The organism is Stenotrophomonas sp. 1278, assembly GCF_029892765.1.
Taxonomy (GTDB): domain Bacteria; phylum Pseudomonadota; class Gammaproteobacteria; order Xanthomonadales; family Xanthomonadaceae; genus Stenotrophomonas; species Stenotrophomonas indicatrix.
In genome coordinates, this window is record NZ_JARXWD010000008.1 from 118,234 (window position 1) to 138,805 (window position 20,572).

A 20,572-nucleotide genomic window follows, 5' to 3' on the forward strand; every position below is an offset into this window, starting at 1 on the left:
GCTGCCTTTTTTCGTTTTCGGAGCATCCACGCATGGCGTGGATCTACTGCTCTTGCCTCTTCTTATCCCACCGCCGCGGGGAGGCTGGAAGGGCCGGGTTGGCAGGGCTGCCCGGGACCGTTGGCGCCATGGATGGCGCCATCGAGCCCCCATGGATGGGTTCACGGCGTGTCCCGGGTAGCCCTGCCAACCCGGCCCACGCCTTGAAGCCCAACGAGGCAACGCCTTGAACCTTACAGCGCCTCGAAAATGCCCGCCGCACCCATGCCGGTGCCGATGCACATCGTCACCATGCCGTACTTCTGCTGGCGACGGCGCAGGCCGTGCAGCAGGGTCGCGGTACGGATCGCGCCGGTCGCACCCAGCGGATGGCCCAGCGCAATCGCGCCGCCCAGCGGATTGACCTTGCTCGGGTCCAGGCCGCAATCGCGGATCACGGCCAGCGACTGCGCGGCGAAGGCTTCGTTGAGCTCGATCCAGTCCAGCTGGTCCTGGCTCAGGCCGGCCTGCTTCAGCGCCTTCGGAATCGCGGCGATCGGGCCGATGCCCATCACTTCCGGGCGCACGCCGGCCACCGAGAAGCTGACGAAGCGGGCCAGCGGGGTCAGGCCGTAATCCTTGATCGCCTGTTCCGACGCCAGCAGCACTGCGCCGGCGCCATCGCTCATCTGCGAGGAGTTGCCGGCAGTGACGGTGCCGCCGAACTGGCCGTTGCGGAACACCGGGCGCAGCTTGGCCAAGCCTTCAGCGGAGGAATCCGGGCGCGGGCCTTCGTCGGTGTCGGCCACCTTGTTGCGGGTGATGATGCGCTTGCCGTCGGCCAGGTCGGGCTGGTGCGAGACGATCTCGTACGAGCTGATCTCGTCCTTGAAGTCACCATTCTGGATGGCGGCCATGGCCTTCTGGTGCGAGGCCAGGGCGAACGCGTCCTGTTCTTCGCGCGAGACCTTCCACTCTTCAGCGACCTTCTCGGCGGTGATGCCCATGCCGTAGGCGATGGCGACGTGGTCGTTGTCGAACACGCTCGGGGCCATCGCGATCTTGTTGCCCATCATCGGCACCATCGACATCGATTCGGTGCCGCCGGCCAGCATCAGGTCGGCGTTGCCAAGGCGGATCGCGTCGGCCGCCTGCGCCACGGCCTGCAGGCCGGAGGAGCAGAAGCGATTCACGGTCTGCGCGGCGATGGTGTTCGGCAGGCCGGCCAGCAGCACGCCGATGCGCGCCACGTTCATGCCCTGCTCGGCTTCGGGCATCGCGCAGCCGATGATCGCGTCATCGATGCGGTTGACGTCCACGCCCGGCGCCTGCGCCACGACGCTGCGCAGCACGTGGGCGAGCATGTCGTCGGGGCGGGTGTTGCGGAACATGCCCTTGGGCGCCTTGCCAACCGGGGTGCGGGTGGCGGCGACGATGTAGGCGTCCTGGATTTGCTTGGTCATTGCAGTGATCTCTTGAATAGGGGTTGGAAGAGGTTGCCGGCCAGCGGCCGGCACTACCGATGTCTTCCGTCAGTTCCGCAGCGGCTTGCCGGTCTTGAGCATGTGCGCGATGCGGGCCTGGGTCTTTTCCTGCTGGGCCAGTTCGACGAAGTGCTTGCGCTCCAGGGTCAGCAGCCACTCTTCGTCGACCAGGGTGCCGCGGTCGACCTTGCCGCCGCACAGCACGGTGGCGATGCGCTCGGCGATCTCGTAGTCGTACGGGCTGATGAAGCGGCCTTCCAGCATGTTGACCAGCATCATCTTGAAGGTGGCGATGCCGACGTCGCCGGCCACCTGGATGCGGCGTGCCGGCAGCGGCGGACGGTAGCCCGCTTCGGCCAGGGCGCGTGCTTCGGCCTTGGCGATGTACAGGGCCTCGTAGCTGTTGAACACCACCTTGTCGGTGCTGCGCAGCAGGCCCAGTTCCTGGGCGTTGACCGCCGAGTTGGACACCTTGGCCATCGCCACGGTCTCAAAGGTCTTCTTCAGTTCGGCGAACACGTCACCGCCCGGGCCAGCGGCCTGCGAGGCACGCACGGCCAGTTCCTTCAGGCCGCCGCCTGCCGGCAGCAGGCCGACGCCGGCCTCGACCAGGCCGATGTAGCTTTCCAGGAAGGCCACGGTCTTGGCGCTGTGCATCTGGAACTCGCAGCCGCCACCCAGGGCCAGGCCGCGCACGGCAGCCACCACCGGCACCAGCGAGTACTTGATGCGCTGGCTGGTGCGCTGGAAGTTGTGCACCATTTCTTCGAACTGGTCGACCTTGCCGGCCTGCAGCAGGCCGAGGGCGCCAGCCAGGTCGGCACCGGCGGAGAAGGGCTCCTTCTGCTGCCAGATCACCAGGCCCTGGAAGTCCTTCTCGGCGCGGGTGACGCATTCCTGCAGGCCATCCAGCACGTGGTCGGACACGGTGTTCATCTTGGTCTTGAAGCTGACCACGGCAATGCCATCGCCGTCGTGCCACATGCGCAGGCCGTCGTTCTCGAACACGGTCTCGCCCGGCGCGAACTTCTCGCCCAGCAGCGGATCGGGGAAGCGCTGGCGCTGGTACACCGGCAGCGACGAACGCGGCAGCTTGGCGTTGCGCGACGGGCTGTAGCTGCCCTCGGCGGCGTGCACGCCATCGCGGCCATCGAACACCCAGTCCGGCAGCGGCGCGTTGCTCATGCTCTTGCCGGCGACGATGTCATCGGCGATCCACTGCGCGACCTGCTTCCAGCCGGCTGCCTGCCAGGTTTCGAACGGGCCCAGCGACCAGCCGTAGCCCCAGCGGATGGCCAGATCGACGTCGCGCGCGGTCTCGGCGATGTCGGCCAGGTGGTAGGCGCTGTAGTGGAACAGGTCGCGGAAGGTCGCCCACAGGAACTGCGCCTGCGGGTGCTGGCTCTCGCGCAGCTTGGCGAACTTCTCGGCCGGGTTCTTGATCTTCAGGATCTCGACCACTTCCGGTGCGGCGGCGCGGTCAGCCGGACGGTAGTCCTGCTTTTCCAGGTCCAGCACCACGATGTCCTTGCCGACCTTGCGGAAGATGCCGGCGCCGGTCTTCTGGCCCAGTGCGCCCTTGGCGATCAGCGCATCCAGCCACTTCGGCGACTTGAAGAACTCATGCCACGGGTCGTTGGGCAGGGTATCGCCCATGGTCTTGATGACGTGGGCCATGGTGTCCAGGCCGACCACGTCGGAGGTGCGGTAGGTGGCCGACTTCGGGCGGCCGACCAGCGGGCCGGTCAGGCCGTCCACTTCGTCGAAGCCCAGGCCGAATTCCTGGGTGTGGTGGATGGTGGACAGGATCGAGAACACGCCGATGCGGTTGCCGATGAAGTTCGGGGTGTCCTTGGCGTACACCACGCCCTTGCCCAGGGTGGTGACCAGGAACGCTTCCAGGCCTTCCAGCACGCTGGCGTCGGTGGTGGTGGCCGGGATCAGCTCGGCCAGGTGCATGTAGCGCGGCGGGTTGAAGAAATGCACGCCGCAGAAGCGGTGGCGCAGCTGTTCGGGCAGCACGTCGGCCAGCTTGTTGATGCCCAGGCCCGAGGTGTTGGAGGCCAGCACGGCGTGGTCGGCCACGAACGGGGCGATCTTCTTGTACAGGTCCTGCTTCCAGTCCATGCGCTCGGCGATGGCCTCGATGATCAGGTCGCAGTCCTTCAGCTGTTCCAGGCCGGTCTCGTAGTTGGCCGGGGTGATGGCTTCGGCCAGCGACTTGCTGGCCAGCGGCGCCGGGCTCAGCTTGCCGAGGTTGGCGATCGACTTCAGCACGATGCCATCGGCCGGACCTTCCTTGGCAGGCAGGTCGAACAGCACGGTGTCGACGCCGGCATTGGTGAGGTGGGCGGCGATCTGGGCACCCATGACGCCGGCACCCAGCACAGCGGCGCGGCGGACTAGCAGGGAATTGGACATGGTGTAGGGCCTTTGTTGGTCAGCAGTTACTGGGTGGAATCAATGGAGGCGGGCAGGGCGCTGCCGCTGCGGGCGGGGCACGGAATCCGGCCTCGGCGAAATGGATCAGTTCATGGGCGGCATGGGCACGATGCGCCGTTTCGGTGACACCGGCAGGTCGCTTGATCAGCCCGAAATCGGCCATGGCATAGGTCAGCGAGCCAGCGAGGAAATCCAGGCGCCAATAGAGCTCTTCCTTGCTCAGGCCGGGCACACAGGTGGCGATCGCCTTGCCGAACTCACGCAGCACGTGGCCGTAGTGGTCGGACAGGAACTTGCGCAGGTTGTCGTTCTTTTCAGCGTAGGCACGGGCGATCACGCGGACGAAGGCACCGCCGTTCTGGCGGTCCTGGGCCAGCGCCAGGGCCGGCTCGACGAAGGCGGCGAGCACCGGCCGCAGTTGGCCGGGGTGTTCGTTGCGGGCACGCTCGAGCTGGGCCAGGCGGGCGCCGGTCATCTCGTCCATGCGGCGGCGGAACACCTCGTTGACCAGGTTTTCCTTGGAGCCGAAGTGGTAGTTGACCGCAGCGATGTTGACGTCTGCCTGGCTGGTGACCTGGCGCAGCGAGGTGCCGGCAAAGCCGTGCTGGGCGAACAGCTCCTCGGCGGCGCCGAGGATCCGGTCCTTGGTCGAGAAGTGGGCGGGCTTGGCCATCGGGCGGGCGGACCTTAATCAAACGATTGTTTGATACTAGAACCAGACGGTACCGTATGGCATTTTGCAGTGCAGCAAAAATGCCTTGGCTGGTCAGAATCCGCTCAGGTGGGTGAATGGGGTGGTGGCTGGGGTCGGATCCCCCCTGGGGCTCCGACCCCGGTGCTGCCCCATAATGGGGTCAGAGCCCCTGCGGGGATCCGACCCCTGCGCCCACTGCCGGCCAGCGGCCGGCACTACCACCCTGTCGTTTTATCTTTTACAATCCGCGCACGTTTATCAGGCTAAGCCCGCGTTTCGACGCGGCTTTTTTTTTGTTACCCTTCGGGCCATCAGCGGCCCGATTCCATTGGAGACATCCCATGGCGCTGGAGCGCACCCTTTCGATCATCAAGCCGGACGCCGTTGCCAAGAACGTCATCGGCGAAATCTACGCCCGCTTCGAAAAGGCCGGCCTGAAGGTCGTGGCGGCCAAGTACAAGCAGCTGTCGCGTCGTGAAGCCGAAGGCTTCTACGCCGTGCACCGCGAGCGTCCGTTCTTCAACGCACTGGTGGAGTTCATGATCTCCGGCCCGGTGATGATCCAGGCCCTGGAAGGCGAGAACGCCGTCCTGGCCCACCGCGACCTGCTGGGCGCCACCAACCCGAAGGAAGCCGCTGCGGGCACCATCCGCGCCGACTTCGCCGAATCCATCGATGCCAATGCCGCCCACGGCTCGGACTCGGTCGAGAATGCCGCGATTGAAATCGCGTACTTCTTCGCCGCCACCGAAGTCGTCTCGCGCTGAGAGTAATGCCGTGAACGAGGTCGTACAGAAAATCGCCATCCAGCCGCTGCCGAAGTCGGCACCCACGGCTGGCAAGCAGAACCTGCTCGACCTCGATCGCGCGGGCCTGGAGAAGTTTTTCGTCGAGGTTCTCGGCGAGAAGAAGTTCCGCGCCCATCAGGTGATGAAGTGGATCCACCATCGCTACGTCACCGAGTTCGATGAGATGACCGACCTCGGCAAGGTCCTGCGCGCCAAGCTGCAGGAGCATGCCGAGGTCCTCGTCCCGAACATCATCTTCGACAAGCCCTCCGCCGACGGCACCCACAAGTGGCTGCTGGCGATGGGCGTGGATGGCAAGAACGCCATCGAGACCGTGTACATCCCCGACAAGACCCGCGGCACGCTGTGCGTGTCCTCGCAGGTCGGTTGTGGCCTGAACTGCACGTTCTGCTCCACCGCCACCCAGGGCTTCAACCGCAACCTGACCACCGCCGAGATCATCGGCCAGGTGTGGATCGCGGCGCGCCACCTGGGCAACGTGCCGCACCAGATGCGCCGCCTCACCAACGTGGTGATGATGGGCATGGGCGAGCCGTTGATGAATTTCGACAACGTCGTGCGTGCCATGAGCGTGATGCGCGACGATCTGGGCTACGGCCTGGCCAACAAGCGCGTGACCCTGTCGACCTCCGGCTTGGTGCCGCAGATCGACCGCCTGTCCACGGAAAGCGACGTGTCGCTGGCGGTGTCGCTGCATGCGCCGAACGACGAGCTGCGCGAGACCCTCGTGCCGCTCAACAAGAAGTACCCGATCGCCGAGCTGATGGCTTCGTGCGCACGCTACCTGCGCGCCAACAAGCGCCGCGAATCGGTCACCTTCGAATACACCCTGATGAAGGGCATCAACGACCAGCCCGAGCACGCCCGCCAGTTGGCGCGGCTGATGCACCAGTTCGACAACGCGGTGCAGGCCAGGGACTCGGGCAAGGTCAACCTGATCCCGTTCAACCCGTTCCCGGGTACCCGCTACGAGCGTTCCGAAGAAGCGCATATCCGCGCCTTCCAGAAGATCCTGCTCGACAGCAACGTGCTGACCATGGTGCGCCGCACCCGTGGCGACGATATCGATGCCGCCTGTGGCCAGCTCAAGGGCCAGGTGATGGATCGCACGCGCCGCCAGGCCGAGTTCAACAAGACGCTGCAGGCGGGGAAGGGGAGCGATGCCGCGGCCTGACCGCCTGCCGGTGGCCCTGTTCGCAGGCGCGCTGGCATTTGCAGCGGGCGGTTGCACGACCACCAGTGAGATTCCGATCGGCCCGGGCGGGGTCGCGCCGATCCACAGCGTCCGCGATGCGCCGGGCGTGCGCCAGAAGTTCCACTACGAGGACCTGCTGGCGCTGGCTGCCCGCGACATGCAGGTGGGCAACCTGGACGAGGCCGAGCGCAAGGTGCGCCGCGCGTTGAAGCTGCAGCCCAATGGTGTGGACGCGGTGATGTTGCTGGCCGGTGTGGAAGATCGCAGGGGGCGCGAGCAGCAGGCGGGGGATGGCTTCCGCCGCGCTGCAGAGCTGGCACCGCAACGCGGTGACGTTCTCAATAATTACGCGGCATGGTTGTGCCAGCACGGCCACTCGGCCGAATCGCTGGTCTGGTTCGATCGTGCCCTGACTGCCCCGGACTACGCCACGCCCGCCGCTGCCCTGGCCAATGCTGGTGGATGCGCGCTGGACGCTGGCCAGCTTGAACGTGCCGAACGCGACCTGCGCGCCTCCCTTTCCCACGTACCTGGCAACCCGGTCGCGTTGGAGGCGATGGCCCAGCTGAGCTTCCGTCGCGGCCAGTTCATGGAAGCCCGGGCCTTCGCCGAACGTAGGATTGCGGCTGCACCGGCCACGCGTTCCGTGTTACAACTTGCGTCTGAAATCGAGGCGCGACTGGGTGATCAGGCGGCATCTGATCGCTATCTTCAGCGGATTCGACAGGAATTTCCGCAGGACGCGGGCTCCTAACTCCAGGGTTGATGCATTGTGATTGATGACCAGACTGTGAGCGATCTCGAGACTGTGGCCGGCTGCGGCACCCGCCTGCGCCAGGCCCGCGAGGCCGCCGGACTGACCCTTGAAGACGTCGGCCAGCGCCTGCGCATGCCGGTTCAAGTGGTGAAGTCGCTCGAGCAGGAGCAGTGGCAGAAGCTCGGCGCGCCGGTGTTCGTGCGCGGCCAGCTGCGCAGCTACGCCCGCCTGCTCGGCGTCGATGTCAGCGAACTGCTGGAACAGGCCCAGGTCGGCCCGGTGGTTCCGCCCACCCTGGTCAGCCACACCCATACCCCGCGTGCGCGCCGGATCGCCGAGAATCTCGGCCGCCGTGCGCTGTATGTCGGTATTACCGCCGTGCTGGCGGTCCCGGTCTGGTTCGCCACCCGTGGTCACTTCGATGGCACCGCACCTTCGCCGAACACCGCTTCGCTGGATGTGATCCCGGCCGCCGTACCGGTTACCCCGGCCGGCCCCGGGTCAGCCGCCGCGGCGCCCGCCGAAGTGGCGGCCGCACCTGTCACCAAGCCGACTGCTACCCCCTACGTTGCCTCGCTGGCCCCGGTGCCACGCGCTGCGCCGGCCGCTGCGGCCAACCTGGACATGCAGTTCAGCGGCGACAGCTGGGTCGATATTGCCGGTCCGGATGGCGGCAGCGTCGAGAAGGCGTTGATCAAGGCGGGCGAGACCCGCAGCTTCACCCCCGGCCAGGTGGCCCGGGTCACCTTGGGCAACGCCTCAGCGGTCCAGGTTCAGCAGAATGGCGCTATCGTCGATCTGACGCCCTATCAGCGAGCCAACGTGGCACGCTTTCAGGTATCCTCTGAAGGCTCCGTTGTCCCGGTTTCACACTGAGGCGCGGTTTCACCACCTTCGATAATCCCAATGGTCCCTCCCGATGGGCGGGGCGAGAGTACGCATGGCGATCGACGACCTGCTCGACGAGCACGAACAAAGTGAACGCGTCCGCAGCTGGCTGCGGAAGAATGGTGCCAGCATCCTCGGTGGCGTAGTCATCGCCATCGGTGCCATTGCCGGCTGGCAGTGGTACCAGAAGGATCAGGGCGGCAAGCTGGCCTCGGCCAATGTCGAGTACCAGAAGGCCCTGGTGGGCCTGCAGCAGAACAAGCTCGACGACGCGGCCAAGGCGGTCAAGGCGCTGGAGGCTGGCCCGTCCAGCATCTACGGCGACCTGGCTGCGCTGCAGCTGGCCAAGGCCCAGGTCGATGCCGGCGAGAATGAAGAGGCGCTGGCCACCCTGCGCGCGGTGAAGGTCGAAGGCGACCTGCAGCGCGTGGTCGACCAGCGCGTGGCACGCCTGCTGGTGGCTACCGGCAAGGGCGATGAAGCGATCAAACTGCTGGGCAGCGCCACCGACAGCAGCAGCCTGGAAATCCATGGCGATGCGCTGATGGCGCAGGGCAAGCGTGACGCCGCCCGCGAACAGTATGAGAAGGCGCTGAAGACGCTGGACGTGGCAGCGCCGCAGCGGCGACTGCTGGAAACCAAGGTTATGGACGCCGGCGGCACCGTCGCCGCCCCTGCGGAGTCGGTTTGATGAGTCAGAAGGTCATGATCACGCGCGTCGCCACCGTACTCCTGCTTGGTATGGCGCTGTCCGGTTGCAGCACCATGAAGGGCTGGTTCGCCGGCAAGGACGCAGCAGCGAAGAAGGCACAGGAGCCGGCGGAACTGGTGAAGTTCGAGCCGACCCTGAAGGTCAACAAGGCCTGGTCGGTCAACCTGGGCAAGGGCGAGCGCCGCATCGGCGTACGCCAGGGCCCGGCAGTGGCCAATGGCCACGTGTTCGCCGCGGCGATCACCGGTGGCGTGCACGCCATCGACCTGCAGACCGGCAAGAAGGTCTGGACCTGGGAGCCGAAGAAGGAAAAGAAGAAGGCCAAGCTGCGGCTGTCCGGTGGTCCGGGTGTCGGCGAGAACCTGGTGGTCATCGGTACCCTCGATGGCCAGGTGATCGCGCTGGACATCAACGATGGCAGCGAGAAGTGGCGCGCACGCGTGCCGAACGAAGTCATCGCCGCGCCGGCCATTGCCCAGGGCATGGTCTTCGTGCGCAGCAATGACGGTCGCGTCACCGCGTTCGATGCCGGCAACGGCACCCAGAAGTGGTTCAACCCGAGCGAGCTGCCGGCGCTGACCGTGCGTGGCAACGCGCCGGTGGTGGCCGGTCCGGGCGTGCTGTTCATCGGCAAGGACGAGGGCAGCGTGTCTGCGCTGGCCATGCAGGACGGCCGCACGCTGTGGGACCAGAACGTGGGTACCGGCGAAGGCCGTACCGAGCTGGACCGCATGGCCGATGTCGATGGCGCCCCGGTGCTCGACGGCAACACGCTGTTCGTGAGCAGCTTCAAGAACCAGACCATGGCTATCGAAGGCCCGACCGGTCGCCCGCTGTGGGCGCGTGACCACGGCGGTGCCGGCGGTGTGGCGGTGTCTTCGGGCAATGTTTTCGTTACCGACAACAAGGGCGGCGTGTTCGGCCTGGACAAGGCCAGCGGCGCGGCGATGTGGTCGCAGACCGCACTGGCCCGGCGCTCGCTGACCGGTCCGGCGCTGCACGGCGACTACGTGGTGGTCGGTGACTACAAGGGATACCTGCATTGGCTGCAGGCCTCCGATGGCGCGATGGCGGCGCGGGCGAAAAGCGGCGGTGATGCGCTTCTGGCCCAGCCAATCGTCGTCGATGGAGTGCTGCTGGTGCAGAACGTTGATGGCAAGCTGACCGCATTCCGGTTGGCAAATTAATACGGAGTAATCGCGATGCTGCCTTTGGTCGCCCTGGTTGGACGGCCGAATGTCGGCAAGTCGACCATATTCAATGCACTGACCCGTACACGTGACGCCCTGGTCCATGACCAGCCCGGCGTCACCCGGGACCGCAACTATGGCGTCTGCCGGCTTGACGAGGACAACCATTTCCTCGTCGTCGATACCGGCGGCATCGCAGAGGAAGAAGAAGGCCTGGCTGGTGCTACCACGCGCCAGGCCCGCGCTGCCGCTGGCGAAGCTGACCTGATCCTGTTCGTCGTCGATGCCCGCGAGGGCACCTCGGCGATGGACGATGAGATCCTGGCCTGGCTGCGCAAGCTGTCGCGCCCGACGCTGCTGCTGATCAACAAGATCGACGGCACCGACGAGGACACCGTGCGTTCGGAGTTCGCCCGCTACGGCTTCAGCGAGATGCTGACCGTGTCGGCTGCCCATCGCCAGGGCCTGGACGACCTGCTTGACGAGGTCATCCAGCGCCTGCCGGAAGAGGGCAGCGGCGAAGAGCTGGACAACGATCCGAACCGCGTGCGCATCGCCTTCGTCGGCCGCCCCAACGTGGGCAAGTCGACCCTGGTCAACCGCATCCTCGGCGAAGAGCGCATGATCGCCTCGGACGTGCCGGGCACCACCCGCGATTCGATCTCGGTGGACCTGGAGCGCGACGGCCGCGAGTACCGCCTGATCGACACCGCCGGCCTGCGTCGCCGTTCGCGCGTGGACGAGGTCGTCGAGAAGTTCTCGGTGGTCAAGACCATGCAGTCGATCGAGCAGTGCCAGGTGGCCGTGCTGATGCTCGACGCCACCGAAGGCGTGACCGACCAGGACGCCACCGTGCTCGGCGCCGTGCTGGATGCCGGCCGCGCGCTGGTGATCGCGATCAACAAGTGGGACGGCCTGACCGACTACCAGCGTGAGCAGGCCGAAACGATGCTGTCGCTGCGCCTGGGCTTCGTGCCGTGGGCCGAATCGGTGCGCATCTCGGCCAAGCATGGCTCGGGCCTGCGCGAGCTGTTCCGTGCGGTGCACCGTGCGCACGAATCGGCGAACAAGACCTTCACCACCAGCGAAGTGAACAAGGCGCTGGAAGTGGCCTACGAGACCAACCCGCCGCCGACCATCCGCGGCCACGTCTCCAAGCTGCGTTACGTGCACCCGGCCGGCGCCAACCCGCCGACCTTCATCGTGCACGGCACCCGCCTGAAGGAACTGCAGGAGTCGTACAAGCGCTACCTGGAGAACTTCTTCCGCAAGCGCTTCAAGCTGATCGGTACGCCGGTGCAGTTCATCTTCCGCGAGGGTGCCAACCCGTACGAAGGCAAGAAGAACGTGCTGACCGAACGGCAGGTCAAGGCCAAGCGGCGCTTGATGAAGCACGTCAAGGGCAAGTGATCCACGAGAGGCGGCCGCAGGGCCGCCTTTCTCGTTGTGGCGATCCTGTCGGTAGTGCCGGCCGCTGGCCGGCAACCTCAGCCAGGCAGCCCCGGCACCGGAATCCGATAGACCACCGACGCAAACTTCGCGCTCTGCTCGGTGCCTACCACCTGGCCGCCCAGTGCTTCGGCAATCCGCCGGCTGGCCACGTTGTCCACCGCCACCGGGTAGCGATAGGCGACCGCAGCGAGCCGTTCCGCGCACCAGTGGACGACGGCGCGCACTGCCTCGCGGCCGTAGCCCTGTCCGTGCTCGCGCTCGCTTATCCAGATGCCAAGCTCGGGTTCGCCCTCGGTAGCGCGGTGCACGGCGGCGATGCCCACAAAGCGTCCGTCCTGCAGATGCCGGATCACGAACGTGTATTCCGCGCCTTGCTCGATCAGGCGCAGCCATTCCTGGCCGATCGTTTCGAATGCCGCAAAAGACCCCGGCGGATCGAATGCCATGAAGCGGGTCAGCGTTGGCGTGATGCCGGCGAAGACTTCGTGGCCGTCGGCGCATGAGAACGGCCGGAGCACCAGGTGCTCGGTCTGTACGGGATTGATCAATGGTTTCACCGGCCAGAGGGTCCTACGCGCCGTCGGCTCCGTCAACATGGGCCCCGGCTCTACAATGGACGCCATGAGCATTCCAGAGCTTTCCCCCGAGCAGGCGCGTGCGCGCGTGGCCCATGGTGCGGTGCTGATCGACGTGCGCGAGGCGCATGAGCGGGCCGGCGGCATGGCCGAGGGCGCGCGTGGTGTGGCCAAGGATGAGCTGCTGACCGACCCTGCCGCGCACCTGCCTCTGCCGGAACAGGAAATCCTGCTGATCTGTCAGAGCGGCAAGCGCTCGGCTGATGCAGCGCAGGCGCTGCTGGATGCGGGCTATGCCCACGTGGCCTCCGTTGCCGGCGGCACCGTGGCCTGGCGCGAGCAGGCGCTGCCGCTGGTGCAGCCACTGACCAGCGCCGCCGACCGCGATTTCTACGACCGCTATTCGCGCCACCTGCTGCTGCCGCAGGTGGGCGAGGCCGGCCAGCGCCGCCTGCAGCAGGCCCGGGTGCTGGTGCTGGGCGCGGGCGGCCTGGGTGCGCCGGCCGGGTTCTACCTGGCGGCCGCCGGGGTAGGGCACCTGCGCTTCGCCGACCACGACCGTGTCGAGCGCAGCAACCTGCATCGGCAGATCGTGCATACCGAGGCCAGCGTCGGCCAGCTGAAGGTTGATTCGGCGCGTGAGCGGCTGCTGGCGTTGAACCCGTCCATCGAGGTCGAGGCCGTGCCCGAGCGGGTCACCTCGGAGAACGTGGACCGCCTGCTGCAGGACGTCGACGTGGTGCTGGACGGTTCGGACAACTTCCCGTTGCGCTACCTGCTCAACGATGCCTGCATCAAGCACGCCACGCCGATGGTCTACGCCGCCATCGAGCGTTTCGATGGCCAGGTGAGCGTGTTCGATGCCGGCCGCCAGCGCGGCGTGGCGCCGTGCTACCGCTGCCTGTTCCCGGAGCCGCCACCGCCGGAGTTCGCGCCCAACTGTTCCGAGGCCGGCGTGCTGGGCGTGCTGCCCGGCCTGGCAGGTGTGCTGCAGGCCACCGAGGTGCTTAAGCTGCTGCTGGGCATCGGCGAACCGTTGGTGGGCCGCCTGCTGCGCTTTGATGCGCTGGGCATGCGCTTCCGCGAGACCCGCATCAGCCCCGACCCGCAGTGCGCGGTGTGCGCGCCGGGCGCGCCGTTCCCGGGGTACATCGATTACGCCGCGTTCTGTCGGGGTGGGTGAGGGCGGGGCGGGGGCGGGGCCCTGGTAGATGCCGACCTTGGTCGGCGCTTGTGCCAACCAAGGTTGGCGCCTACCGAATCGGGTTGGCGCCCACCGAGGGGCGCGCACGGTTTCGGGATGATGCCCGGGGCCACTCCCGCTATCGTTCCATCTCCAAGACAATAAAACGCAACACACGTGCTATTGCCGTCATCGGTGTTGCTCTATCGTTGAGGCCGATTTCGATTTCCGGGGAACCCACCGCATGGCGGTAGAAGCAGCGACCAGCGAGCTGGTCAAGGTCGTCGCCCTGTTGGGCGCAGCGGTGGTGATGGTGCCGCTGTTCCGTCGGCTCGGCCTGGGCTCGGTGCTGGGCTACTTCGCCGCCGGCCTGGCGATCGGCCCGTTCGGGCTGGGCTGGTTCTCCGACCCGCAGGCGATCCTGCATACCGCCGAACTCGGCGTGGTCATGTTCCTGTTCGTCATCGGCCTGGAAATGCGGCCCTCGCACCTGTGGAGCCTGCGCAAGGAAATCTTCGGGCTGGGCACGCTGCAGATCGTCACCTGCGCGCTGGTGCTGACCAGCATCGCCAAGCTGTTTGGGCTGCCGTGGCAGATCGCTTTCATCGGCGCCACCGGTTTCGTGCTGACTTCCACTGCGGTGGTGATGCAGCTGCTGGCCGAGCGCGGCGACATCGCGCTGCCGTCGGGGCAGAAGATCGTCTCGATCCTGTTGTTCGAGGACCTGCTGATCGTGCCGTTGCTGGCGCTGGTCGCGTGGATGGCACCGGCTGCCGGCAGTGCCGATGGCGAGGGCTCGCGCTGGATGTCGGTGGCGATCGGCGTGGGTGCCATCGTCGGCCTGGTGCTGGTGGGCCGCTTCCTGCTCAATCCGCTGTTCCGCGTGCTGGCGGAGTCGAAAGCGCGCGAAGTAATGACCGCCGCCGCGCTGCTGGTGGTGCTGGGCGCGGCGCTGCTGATGCAGCTGTCCGGGTTGTCGATGGCGATGGGCGCATTCCTGGCCGGCGTGCTGCTGAGCGAATCGACGTTCCGCCACCAGATCGAAGCAGACATCGAACCGTTCCGCGGCATCCTGCTGGGCCTGTTCTTCCTCAGCGTGGGCATGGCGCTGGACCTGGGTGTGGTGGCCGGCAACTGGCCGATGATCCTCGGCCTGGTAGTGGCGCTGATGGCGGCCAAGGCGTTGTGCATCTACGTGGTTGCGCGCCTGATGGGCAGTGACCACGCGCAGGCGCTGGACCGTGGCGTGTTGATGGCGCAGGGCGGCGAGTTCGCCTTCGTGCTGTTCTCCGCCGCAGCCAGTGCCGGTGTGATCAGCCTGGACATCAATGCCAACTTCACCGCCGTGGTGGTGCTGTCGATGGCGCTGACGCCGCTGGTGGTGCTGGTCTACAAGCGCGTGGCGCCTACGCCGACCGTAAGTCTGGAAGGCGTGGATACCGCCGATGGCCTGTCCGGCAGCGTGCTGCTGATCGGCTTCGGCCGCTTCGGCCAGGTGGCCAGCCAGTCGCTGCTGGCCCGCGACGTGGACGTGACCATCATCGACAACGATGTGGAGATGATCCACAACGCCGAGCGCTTCGGTTTCAAGATCTATTACGGCGACGGCACCCGGCTGGACGTGCTGCATGCCTCCGGCGCGGGCAGTGCGCGGGCGATCGCGGTGTGCGTGAACAATGCCGAGGACGCCGACCGCATCGTCGAGCTGGTGGCCCATCAGTTCCCGCAGGCCAAGCTGCTGGTGCGCTCGTTCGACCGCGAACATTCGCTGCGGCTGATCCATGCCGGCGTGGATTTCCAGATCCGCGAAACCTTCGAGTCGGCCCTGCTGTTCGGGCAGGCGGCACTGGTGGAGCTGGGCGCGGACGAAGACGATGCGCGCGAGATTGCCGAGCAGATCCGCGAGCGCGATGCCGAGCGCTTCGAGCTGGAAATGGCCGGTGGCAGCCTGAGGGCCGGCGCGCACATGGTGTTCGGCAGCGCGCTGCCGGGTGTGCCGACGCCGACGCCGTTTACCGCGCCCAAGCGCAAGGCACGCACGCTCAATGCGGATGAAGTGCCGGAAGAAGAAGAGGAATGATCTGAAGCCTTGGTGGTGCCGGCCGCTGGCCGGCAACTGCACGGTGCTTCCTGCGTTCATGAGGTTGCCAGCCAGCGGCCGGCACTACCGAAGCGGCGGCGGCCCGCATTCCCGGTGGGCGAGGGGGCGTGAATCGGGGACAATAGCGTCCCCGCCGCCCCACGCCCGCACCCGATGACCGACTCCGCCCCCCAGCTTCCTGCCCGCATCCTCGATGGCCGCCGTATCGCCGAGGACCTGCTCGACAGCCTGAAGGTGCGGGTCGATGCCCGTGTCGCCGCCGGTGGCAGCCGCCCGGGCCTGGCCGTGGTGCTGGTGGGGGGCGACCCGGCCTCGACCGTGTACGTGCGCAACAAGCGCCGCGCGGCCGAGAAGGTGGGCATCGAAGCGTATGACTACGACCTGCCGGCCGGCACCACCGAGGCCGAGCTGCTCGACCTGATCGACCAGCTCAATGCCGATCCGAAGATCAACGGCATTTTGATCCAGCTGCCGCTTCCGGGCATCCCCGACGCGCGCCGGCTGATCCAGCGCATCGACCCTCGCAAGGACGTGGACGGTTTCCATCCGGAAAACGTCGGCCACCTGGCCCTGCGCGAGTTCGGCCTGCGCCCGTGCACCCCGCGTGGCATCACCACGCTGCTGGGCCACACCGACCAGCCCGTGCGCGGCCGCAACGCCACCATCGTCGGCGTCAGCAACCACGTCGGCCGGCCGATGGGCCTGGAGCTGCTGATTGCCGGCTGCACCGTGACCAGCTGCCACAAGTTCACCCCGAAGGACGTGCTGGAACAGGCCGTGCGCAACGCCGACATCCTGGTGGTGGCGGTGGGCCGGCCGGACATCGTGCCGGGCGAGTGGGTGAAGCCGGGCGCAGTGGTGATCGACGTTGGCATCAACCGCTTGGATGACGGCCGGTTGGTGGGCGATGTCGGGTTTGAGGCCGCAGCGCAGCGGGCGAGCTGGATCACCCCGGTACCGGGTGGCGTAGGCCCGATGACCGTGGCCACGTTGATGCAGAACACGTTGGAAGCGGCGGAAGCCGGGAACTGACCGCACTGGGCTGCTTGCCGTGGGGCTGGGTAGCGCCGGGCCATGCCCGGCGGATTGCTGCGGCGCCGCTGCGCTCGCCGGGCATGGCCCGGCGCTACCGGGGGCGCGTCGATGCCCCGTACTTCCCGCAGGTCCGCATGACCCGCTCCTGGTAGGTGCCAACCTTGGTTGGCACGAACAATCAGGCGCCAGCTCCCCGGATGGGGCAAAGACCTTCCGGTTGTGTGCCAACCAAGGTTGGCACCTACCAAAGGCGGTATGCCGCCGACCCGAATGACCCGCCCAAAGCGGCGTGCAGGGCGTCCTGAACGAATCTTCGCCCGCGCGACACTGCGTCGCATCTACCCCCTGCCACAGGCCGCGAAAACAGGGTAAAATGTCGCGCTTCCCCACATCTCGGGTATGCCGATGCTGCGCATCCAGGCTGAAGCACTCACTTACGACGACGTCTCGCTCGTCCCCGCTCATTCGACCATCCTGCCCAAGGACGTCAACCTCGAAACGCGGTTGACGCGCGACCTGAAGCTCAAGCTTCCGATCCTTTCCGCCGCCATGGATACCGTCACCGAAGCACGCCTGGCCATCGCCATGGCACAGCTGGGTGGCATGGGCATCATCCACAAGAACCTGAGCGTGGAGCAGCAGGCCGCGGAAGTGGCCAAGGTCAAGAAGTTCGAGGCCGGCGTCATCCGCGACCCGATCACCGTCGGCCCGGAAACCACCATCCGCGACGTGCTGGCCCTGACCCAGGCGCACAACATCTCCGGCGTGCCGGTGGTGGGCAGCGACGGCCTGCTGGCCGGCATCGTGACCCATCGCGACATGCGTTTCGAGACCGAGCTGGACGATCCGGTCCGCCACATCATGACCAAGAAGGATCGCCTGATCACGGTCAAGGAAGGTGCCGCGTCTGACGAAGTGCTGCAGCTGCTGCACCGCAACCGCATCGAAAAGGTGCTGGTGGTCAACGATGATTTCGCCCTGCGTGGCCTGATCACCGTCAAGGACATCCAGAAGAACACCGACTTCCCGAACGCTGCCAAGGACATCGCCACCCGCCTGCTGGTCGGCGCGGCCGTTGGCGTGGGCGGCGATACCGACCGCCGCGTGGAAGCGCTGGTGGCTGCCGGCGTGGACGTGATCGTGGTCGATACCGCGCACGGCCATTCGCAGGGCGTGCTGGACCGCGTCAGCTGGGTCAAGAAGAACTTCCCGAACGTGCAGGTCATCGGCGGCAACATCTGCACCGGTGAAGCCGCGCTGGCGCTGCTGGACAGCGGCGCGGACGCAGTGAAGGTGGGCATCGGCCCGGGCTCGATCTGCACCACCCGCGTGGTGGCAGGCGTGGGCGTGCCGCAGATCACCGCGATCGACCTGGTGGCCGAAGCGCTGCAGGACCGCATCCCGCTGATCGCCGACGGTGGCATCCGCTACTCCGGCGACATCGGCAAGGCGCTGGCCGCCGGTGCGTCCACCATCATGATCGGTGGCCTGCTGGCCGGTACCGAGGAATCGCCGGGCGAAACCGAGCTGTTCCAGGGCCGTTCGTACAAGAGCTACCGCGGCATGGGCTCGCTGGCCGCGATGGAGAAGGGGTCCAAGGACCGCTACTTCCAGGACGCCGCCACCGCCGACAAGCTGGTGCCCGAAGGCATTGAAGGCCGCGTGCCGTACCGCGGCCCGGTGGGCGGCATCATCCACCAGCTGATGGGCGGCCTGCGCGCCACCATGGGCTACGTGGGTTGCGCCACCGTCGAGGACATGCGCAGCAAGCCCAAGTTCGTGAAGATCAGCGGCGCTGGCCAGCGCGAGAGCCACGTCCACGACGTGACGATCACCAAAGAGCCGCCGAACTACCGCTCCTGATGACTGCCCGCCTCGGCCTCGTGAGCTACCTCCGCACTGCCGGCCAGCGCGCCGGCCGATACCGTGGCGGGAGCCTGCTTGGCGTGGCCATGCTGGTCGCGGGGTGCTCCGGCGCTGCCGAGCACTCCTCGGCCGAGCGGGCGCCCCCTGCGAACCGGGTGTCCTGTCCGAACCTGACCTTCGACCTGCCACAGGGCTGGCGGCTTGAACCGCAGGGGGCACTGCAATGGCGCCTGGTGCCGCCGCGCGCATCCAGTTTCAACGGCTTGCTGGTTTGCTGGCAGGGTGAATACAGCCCGGAGATTCTGCCGTCACTGCGTGATGAGAGTTATCGCCGGCTGGGCTGGTCGACACAGCTCCCGCACTTCGAGCGGAGCTTCGGTTACTGGTTCGACGAGAAGCTTGTCGACATGACCGATGCGCGGCTGATCCGCTGCGAAACCAGCAGCGCCGAGACCGAACGGCTGCAGACCTGCATGTGGGGCGATCCCTATCCACGGCGCGAGCAGCGTGCCGATGGCTTCATCGGCGTGCGATGGACCGCGCCGGATCCGGTGGCCGATGAATTGCGGCGTGAGTTGTCCGCCAGCGTGCTGAGCACCTTCTCTGTACTACCCATCCCTGAGCGCCCGAATGACCAACATCCATAACGACAAGATCCTCATCCTCGATTTCGGCGCGCAGTACACGCAGCTGATTGCCCGCCGCATCCGCGAGCTGGGCGTCTACTGCGAAATCTGGGCGTGGGACCACAACCCGGCCGAGATTGCCGGCTTCGGCGCCAAGGGCATCATCCTGTCCGGTGGCCCGGAATCGACCACGCTGCCGGGCGCGCCCGCCGCGCCGCAGGAAGTGTTCGACAGCGGCCTGCCGATCTTCGGCATCTGCTACGGCATGCAGACCCTGGCCGCGCAGCTGGGCGGTGCCACCGAAGCAGCTGACCAGCGCGAGTTCGGCCACGCCGAAGTGAACGTGATCAACCCGGATGCGCTGTTCAAGGGCCTGAGCGACCACGGCGGCGAGCCGAAGTTGAATGTCTGGATGAGCCACGGCGACCACGTCTCCGTTGCGCCGCCGGGCTTCACCATTACCGCCACCACCGACCGCATTCCGGTGGCCGCCATGGCCAACGAAGAAAAGCGCTGGTACGGCGTGCAGTTCCACCCGGAAGTGACCCACACCCTGCAGGGCCAGGCGCTGCTGCGCCGCTTCGTGGTGGACGTGTGCGGCTGCCAGACCCTGTGGACCGCCGCCAACATCATCGACGACCAGATCGCCCGCGTGCGCGAACAGGTGGGCGATGACGAAGTGATCCTGGGCCTGTCCGGCGGCGTCGATTCGTCCGTGGTGGCTGCGCTGCTGCACAAGGCCATCGGCGAGAAGCTGACCTGCGTGTTCGTGGATACCGGCCTGCTGCGCTGGCAGGAAGGCGACCAGGTGATGGCGATGTTTGCCGAGCACATGGGCGTGAAGGTGGTGCGCGTGAATGCCGCCGACCGTTACTTCAGCGCGCTGGAAGGCGTGAGCGACCCGGAAGCCAAGCGCAAGATCATCGGCAACCTGTTCGTCGAGATCTTCGACGAAGAGTCGAACAAGCTGAAGAACGCCAAGTGGCTGGCGCAGGGCACCATCTACCCGGACGTGATCGAGTCGGCCGGCAGCAAGACCGGCAAGGCGCATGTGATCAAGAGCCACCACAACGTGGGCGGCCTGCCGGAGCACATGAAGCTGGGCCTGGTGGAGCCGCTGCGCGAGCTGTTCAAGGACGAAGTGCGCCGCCTGGGCGTCGAACTGGGCCTGCCGCGCAGCATGGTCTACCGCCATCCGTTCCCGGGCCCGGGCCTGGGCGTGCGTATCCTGGGCGAAGTGAAGCGCGAATACGCCGAACTGCTGGCCAAGGCCGATGCCATCTTCATCGATGAGCTGCGCAAGGCGGATCTGTATGACAAGACCAGCCAAGCGTTTGCCGTGTTCCTGCCGGTGAAGTCGGTGGGCGTGGTGGGTGACGCGCGGGCTTATGAGTGGGTGATTGCGCTAAGGGCCGTGGAGACGATTGACTTCATGACGGCGCACTGGGCGCACCTGCCGTATGAGTTCCTGGGGACGGTGAGCAACCGGATCATCAATGAGTTGCGGGGGGTGTCGCGGGTTGTTTATGACATCTCGGGGAAGCCGCCGGCGACTATTGAGTGGGAATGAGTTGAAAGAACGAG

Annotated in this window: 17 protein-coding genes; 13 read left to right on the top strand and 4 right to left on the bottom strand. The window is 66.6% G+C overall.

From position 1 onward, the window contains the following. Positions 1 to 233: 233 nt before the first annotated feature. From M2299_RS10160 to M2299_RS10170, 3 genes are all read right to left on the bottom strand, one after another. Complete coding sequence (locus tag M2299_RS10160) at positions 234 to 1,442, bottom strand: acetyl-CoA C-acyltransferase (protein ID WP_280884281.1); 1,209 nt, start codon at positions 1,440 to 1,442, stop codon at positions 234 to 236. Between the two features lie 69 nt (positions 1,443 to 1,511). After that, entirely contained in the window at positions 1,512 to 3,884 is a 2,373-nt protein-coding gene (locus M2299_RS10165) for a 3-hydroxyacyl-CoA dehydrogenase/enoyl-CoA hydratase family protein (RefSeq protein WP_032977563.1), read from the bottom strand. A gap of 19 nt (positions 3,885 to 3,903) precedes the next feature. Continuing rightward, positions 3,904 to 4,578 carry a TetR/AcrR family transcriptional regulator gene (locus tag M2299_RS10170; RefSeq protein WP_280884282.1) on the bottom strand — a complete coding sequence of 225 codons (675 nt, stop codon included), beginning with the start codon at positions 4,576 to 4,578 and terminating at the stop codon, positions 3,904 to 3,906. 362 nt (positions 4,579 to 4,940) lie between these two features. On the opposite strand from M2299_RS10170, the gene ndk reads away from it, so the two are divergent. From ndk to der, 7 genes are all read left to right on the top strand, one after another. Next, positions 4,941 to 5,366 carry a nucleoside-diphosphate kinase gene (gene ndk / locus M2299_RS10175; RefSeq protein WP_008265389.1) on the top strand — a complete coding sequence of 142 codons (426 nt, stop codon included), beginning with the start codon at positions 4,941 to 4,943 and terminating at the stop codon, positions 5,364 to 5,366. A gap of 10 nt (positions 5,367 to 5,376) precedes the next feature. Next, entirely contained in the window at positions 5,377 to 6,582 is a 1,206-nt protein-coding gene (gene rlmN / locus M2299_RS10180; RefSeq protein ID WP_032977561.1) for a 23S rRNA (adenine(2503)-C(2))-methyltransferase RlmN, read from the top strand. After that, on the top strand, positions 6,569 to 7,357 hold the full coding sequence (locus M2299_RS10185; RefSeq protein ID WP_280884283.1) for a tetratricopeptide repeat protein: 789 nt from the start codon (positions 6,569 to 6,571) through the stop codon (positions 7,355 to 7,357). The genes rlmN and M2299_RS10185 overlap by 14 nt, the downstream gene beginning before the upstream one ends. 18 nt (positions 7,358 to 7,375) lie before the next feature. Further along, positions 7,376 to 8,236: a RodZ domain-containing protein gene (locus M2299_RS10190; RefSeq protein WP_025874999.1), complete on the top strand. Its 861-nt coding sequence runs from the start codon at positions 7,376 to 7,378 to the stop codon at positions 8,234 to 8,236. A gap of 64 nt (positions 8,237 to 8,300) precedes the next feature. Then, a complete protein-coding gene (locus tag M2299_RS10195) occupies positions 8,301 to 8,939 on the top strand; it encodes a tetratricopeptide repeat protein (RefSeq protein WP_280884284.1) in 639 nt (212 codons plus the stop codon). Then, the gene (gene bamB / locus M2299_RS10200; protein ID WP_032977555.1) at positions 8,939 to 10,147 is read left to right on the top strand and encodes an outer membrane protein assembly factor BamB; all 1,209 of its coding nucleotides are present in this window, start codon (positions 8,939 to 8,941) and stop codon (positions 10,145 to 10,147) included. The genes M2299_RS10195 and bamB overlap by 1 nt, the downstream gene beginning before the upstream one ends. A 15-nt stretch (positions 10,148 to 10,162) precedes the next feature. Then, positions 10,163 to 11,560 carry a ribosome biogenesis GTPase Der gene (gene der / locus M2299_RS10205; protein ID WP_025874993.1) on the top strand — a complete coding sequence of 466 codons (1,398 nt, stop codon included), beginning with the start codon at positions 10,163 to 10,165 and terminating at the stop codon, positions 11,558 to 11,560. A 77-nt stretch (positions 11,561 to 11,637) separates the two neighbouring features. Here der and M2299_RS10210 read toward each other — a convergent pair whose 3' ends face one another. Next, positions 11,638 to 12,225, bottom strand: a complete 588-nt coding sequence (locus M2299_RS10210) for a GNAT family N-acetyltransferase (RefSeq protein WP_238379061.1) — start codon at positions 12,223 to 12,225, stop codon at positions 11,638 to 11,640. Here M2299_RS10210 and moeB point away from each other — a divergent pair. The 6 genes from moeB to guaA all read left to right on the top strand — a co-directional run bounded on the left by moeB (position 12,224) and on the right by guaA (position 20,558). After that, positions 12,224 to 13,360 carry a molybdopterin-synthase adenylyltransferase MoeB gene (gene moeB, locus M2299_RS10215; protein WP_100436140.1) on the top strand — a complete coding sequence of 379 codons (1,137 nt, stop codon included), beginning with the start codon at positions 12,224 to 12,226 and terminating at the stop codon, positions 13,358 to 13,360. The two genes, M2299_RS10210 and moeB, sit on opposite strands and share 2 nt — an antisense overlap. A 244-nt stretch (positions 13,361 to 13,604) precedes the next feature. Then, complete coding sequence (locus tag M2299_RS10220) at positions 13,605 to 15,440, top strand: monovalent cation:proton antiporter-2 (CPA2) family protein (RefSeq protein ID WP_059063917.1); 1,836 nt, start codon at positions 13,605 to 13,607, stop codon at positions 15,438 to 15,440. A 174-nt stretch (positions 15,441 to 15,614) separates the two neighbouring features. Continuing rightward, entirely contained in the window at positions 15,615 to 16,493 is an 879-nt protein-coding gene (gene folD, locus M2299_RS10225) for a bifunctional methylenetetrahydrofolate dehydrogenase/methenyltetrahydrofolate cyclohydrolase FolD (RefSeq protein WP_093819795.1), read from the top strand. Between the two features lie 408 nt (positions 16,494 to 16,901). Next, the gene (gene guaB / locus M2299_RS10230; RefSeq protein ID WP_032976170.1) at positions 16,902 to 18,359 is read left to right on the top strand and encodes an IMP dehydrogenase; all 1,458 of its coding nucleotides are present in this window, start codon (positions 16,902 to 16,904) and stop codon (positions 18,357 to 18,359) included. Next, entirely contained in the window at positions 18,359 to 19,009 is a 651-nt protein-coding gene (locus M2299_RS10235; RefSeq protein ID WP_025874981.1) for a hypothetical protein, read from the top strand. Before guaB ends, M2299_RS10235 begins: the two co-directional genes overlap by 1 nt. Continuing rightward, positions 18,993 to 20,558: a glutamine-hydrolyzing GMP synthase gene (gene guaA, locus M2299_RS10240; protein WP_108265561.1), complete on the top strand. Its 1,566-nt coding sequence runs from the start codon at positions 18,993 to 18,995 to the stop codon at positions 20,556 to 20,558. The genes M2299_RS10235 and guaA overlap by 17 nt, the downstream gene beginning before the upstream one ends. Positions 20,559 to 20,572: the final 14 nt, after the last annotated feature.

Coding starts and splice junctions, on each gene's coding strand:
- M2299_RS10160 (WP_280884281.1), bottom strand. CDS start 1,442: ATGACCAAGCAAATCCAGGACGCCTACATCGTCGCCGCCACCCGCACC.
- M2299_RS10165 (WP_032977563.1), bottom strand. CDS start 3,884: ATGTCCAATTCCCTGCTAGTCCGCCGCGCCGCTGTGCTGGGTGCCGGC.
- M2299_RS10170 (WP_280884282.1), bottom strand. CDS start 4,578: ATGGCCAAGCCCGCCCACTTCTCGACCAAGGACCGGATCCTCGGCGCC.
- ndk (WP_008265389.1), top strand. CDS start 4,941: ATGGCGCTGGAGCGCACCCTTTCGATCATCAAGCCGGACGCCGTTGCC.
- M2299_RS10185 (WP_280884283.1), top strand. CDS start 6,569: ATGCCGCGGCCTGACCGCCTGCCGGTGGCCCTGTTCGCAGGCGCGCTG.
- M2299_RS10195 (WP_280884284.1), top strand. CDS start 8,301: ATGGCGATCGACGACCTGCTCGACGAGCACGAACAAAGTGAACGCGTC.
- bamB (WP_032977555.1), top strand. CDS start 8,939: ATGAGTCAGAAGGTCATGATCACGCGCGTCGCCACCGTACTCCTGCTT.
- der (WP_025874993.1), top strand. CDS start 10,163: ATGCTGCCTTTGGTCGCCCTGGTTGGACGGCCGAATGTCGGCAAGTCG.
- moeB (WP_100436140.1), top strand. CDS start 12,224: ATGAGCATTCCAGAGCTTTCCCCCGAGCAGGCGCGTGCGCGCGTGGCC.
- M2299_RS10210 (WP_238379061.1), bottom strand. CDS start 12,225: ATGGCGTCCATTGTAGAGCCGGGGCCCATGTTGACGGAGCCGACGGCG.
- M2299_RS10220 (WP_059063917.1), top strand. CDS start 13,605: ATGGCGGTAGAAGCAGCGACCAGCGAGCTGGTCAAGGTCGTCGCCCTG.
- folD (WP_093819795.1), top strand. CDS start 15,615: ATGACCGACTCCGCCCCCCAGCTTCCTGCCCGCATCCTCGATGGCCGC.
- guaB (WP_032976170.1), top strand. CDS start 16,902: ATGCTGCGCATCCAGGCTGAAGCACTCACTTACGACGACGTCTCGCTC.
- M2299_RS10235 (WP_025874981.1), top strand. CDS start 18,359: ATGACTGCCCGCCTCGGCCTCGTGAGCTACCTCCGCACTGCCGGCCAG.
- guaA (WP_108265561.1), top strand. CDS start 18,993: ATGACCAACATCCATAACGACAAGATCCTCATCCTCGATTTCGGCGCG.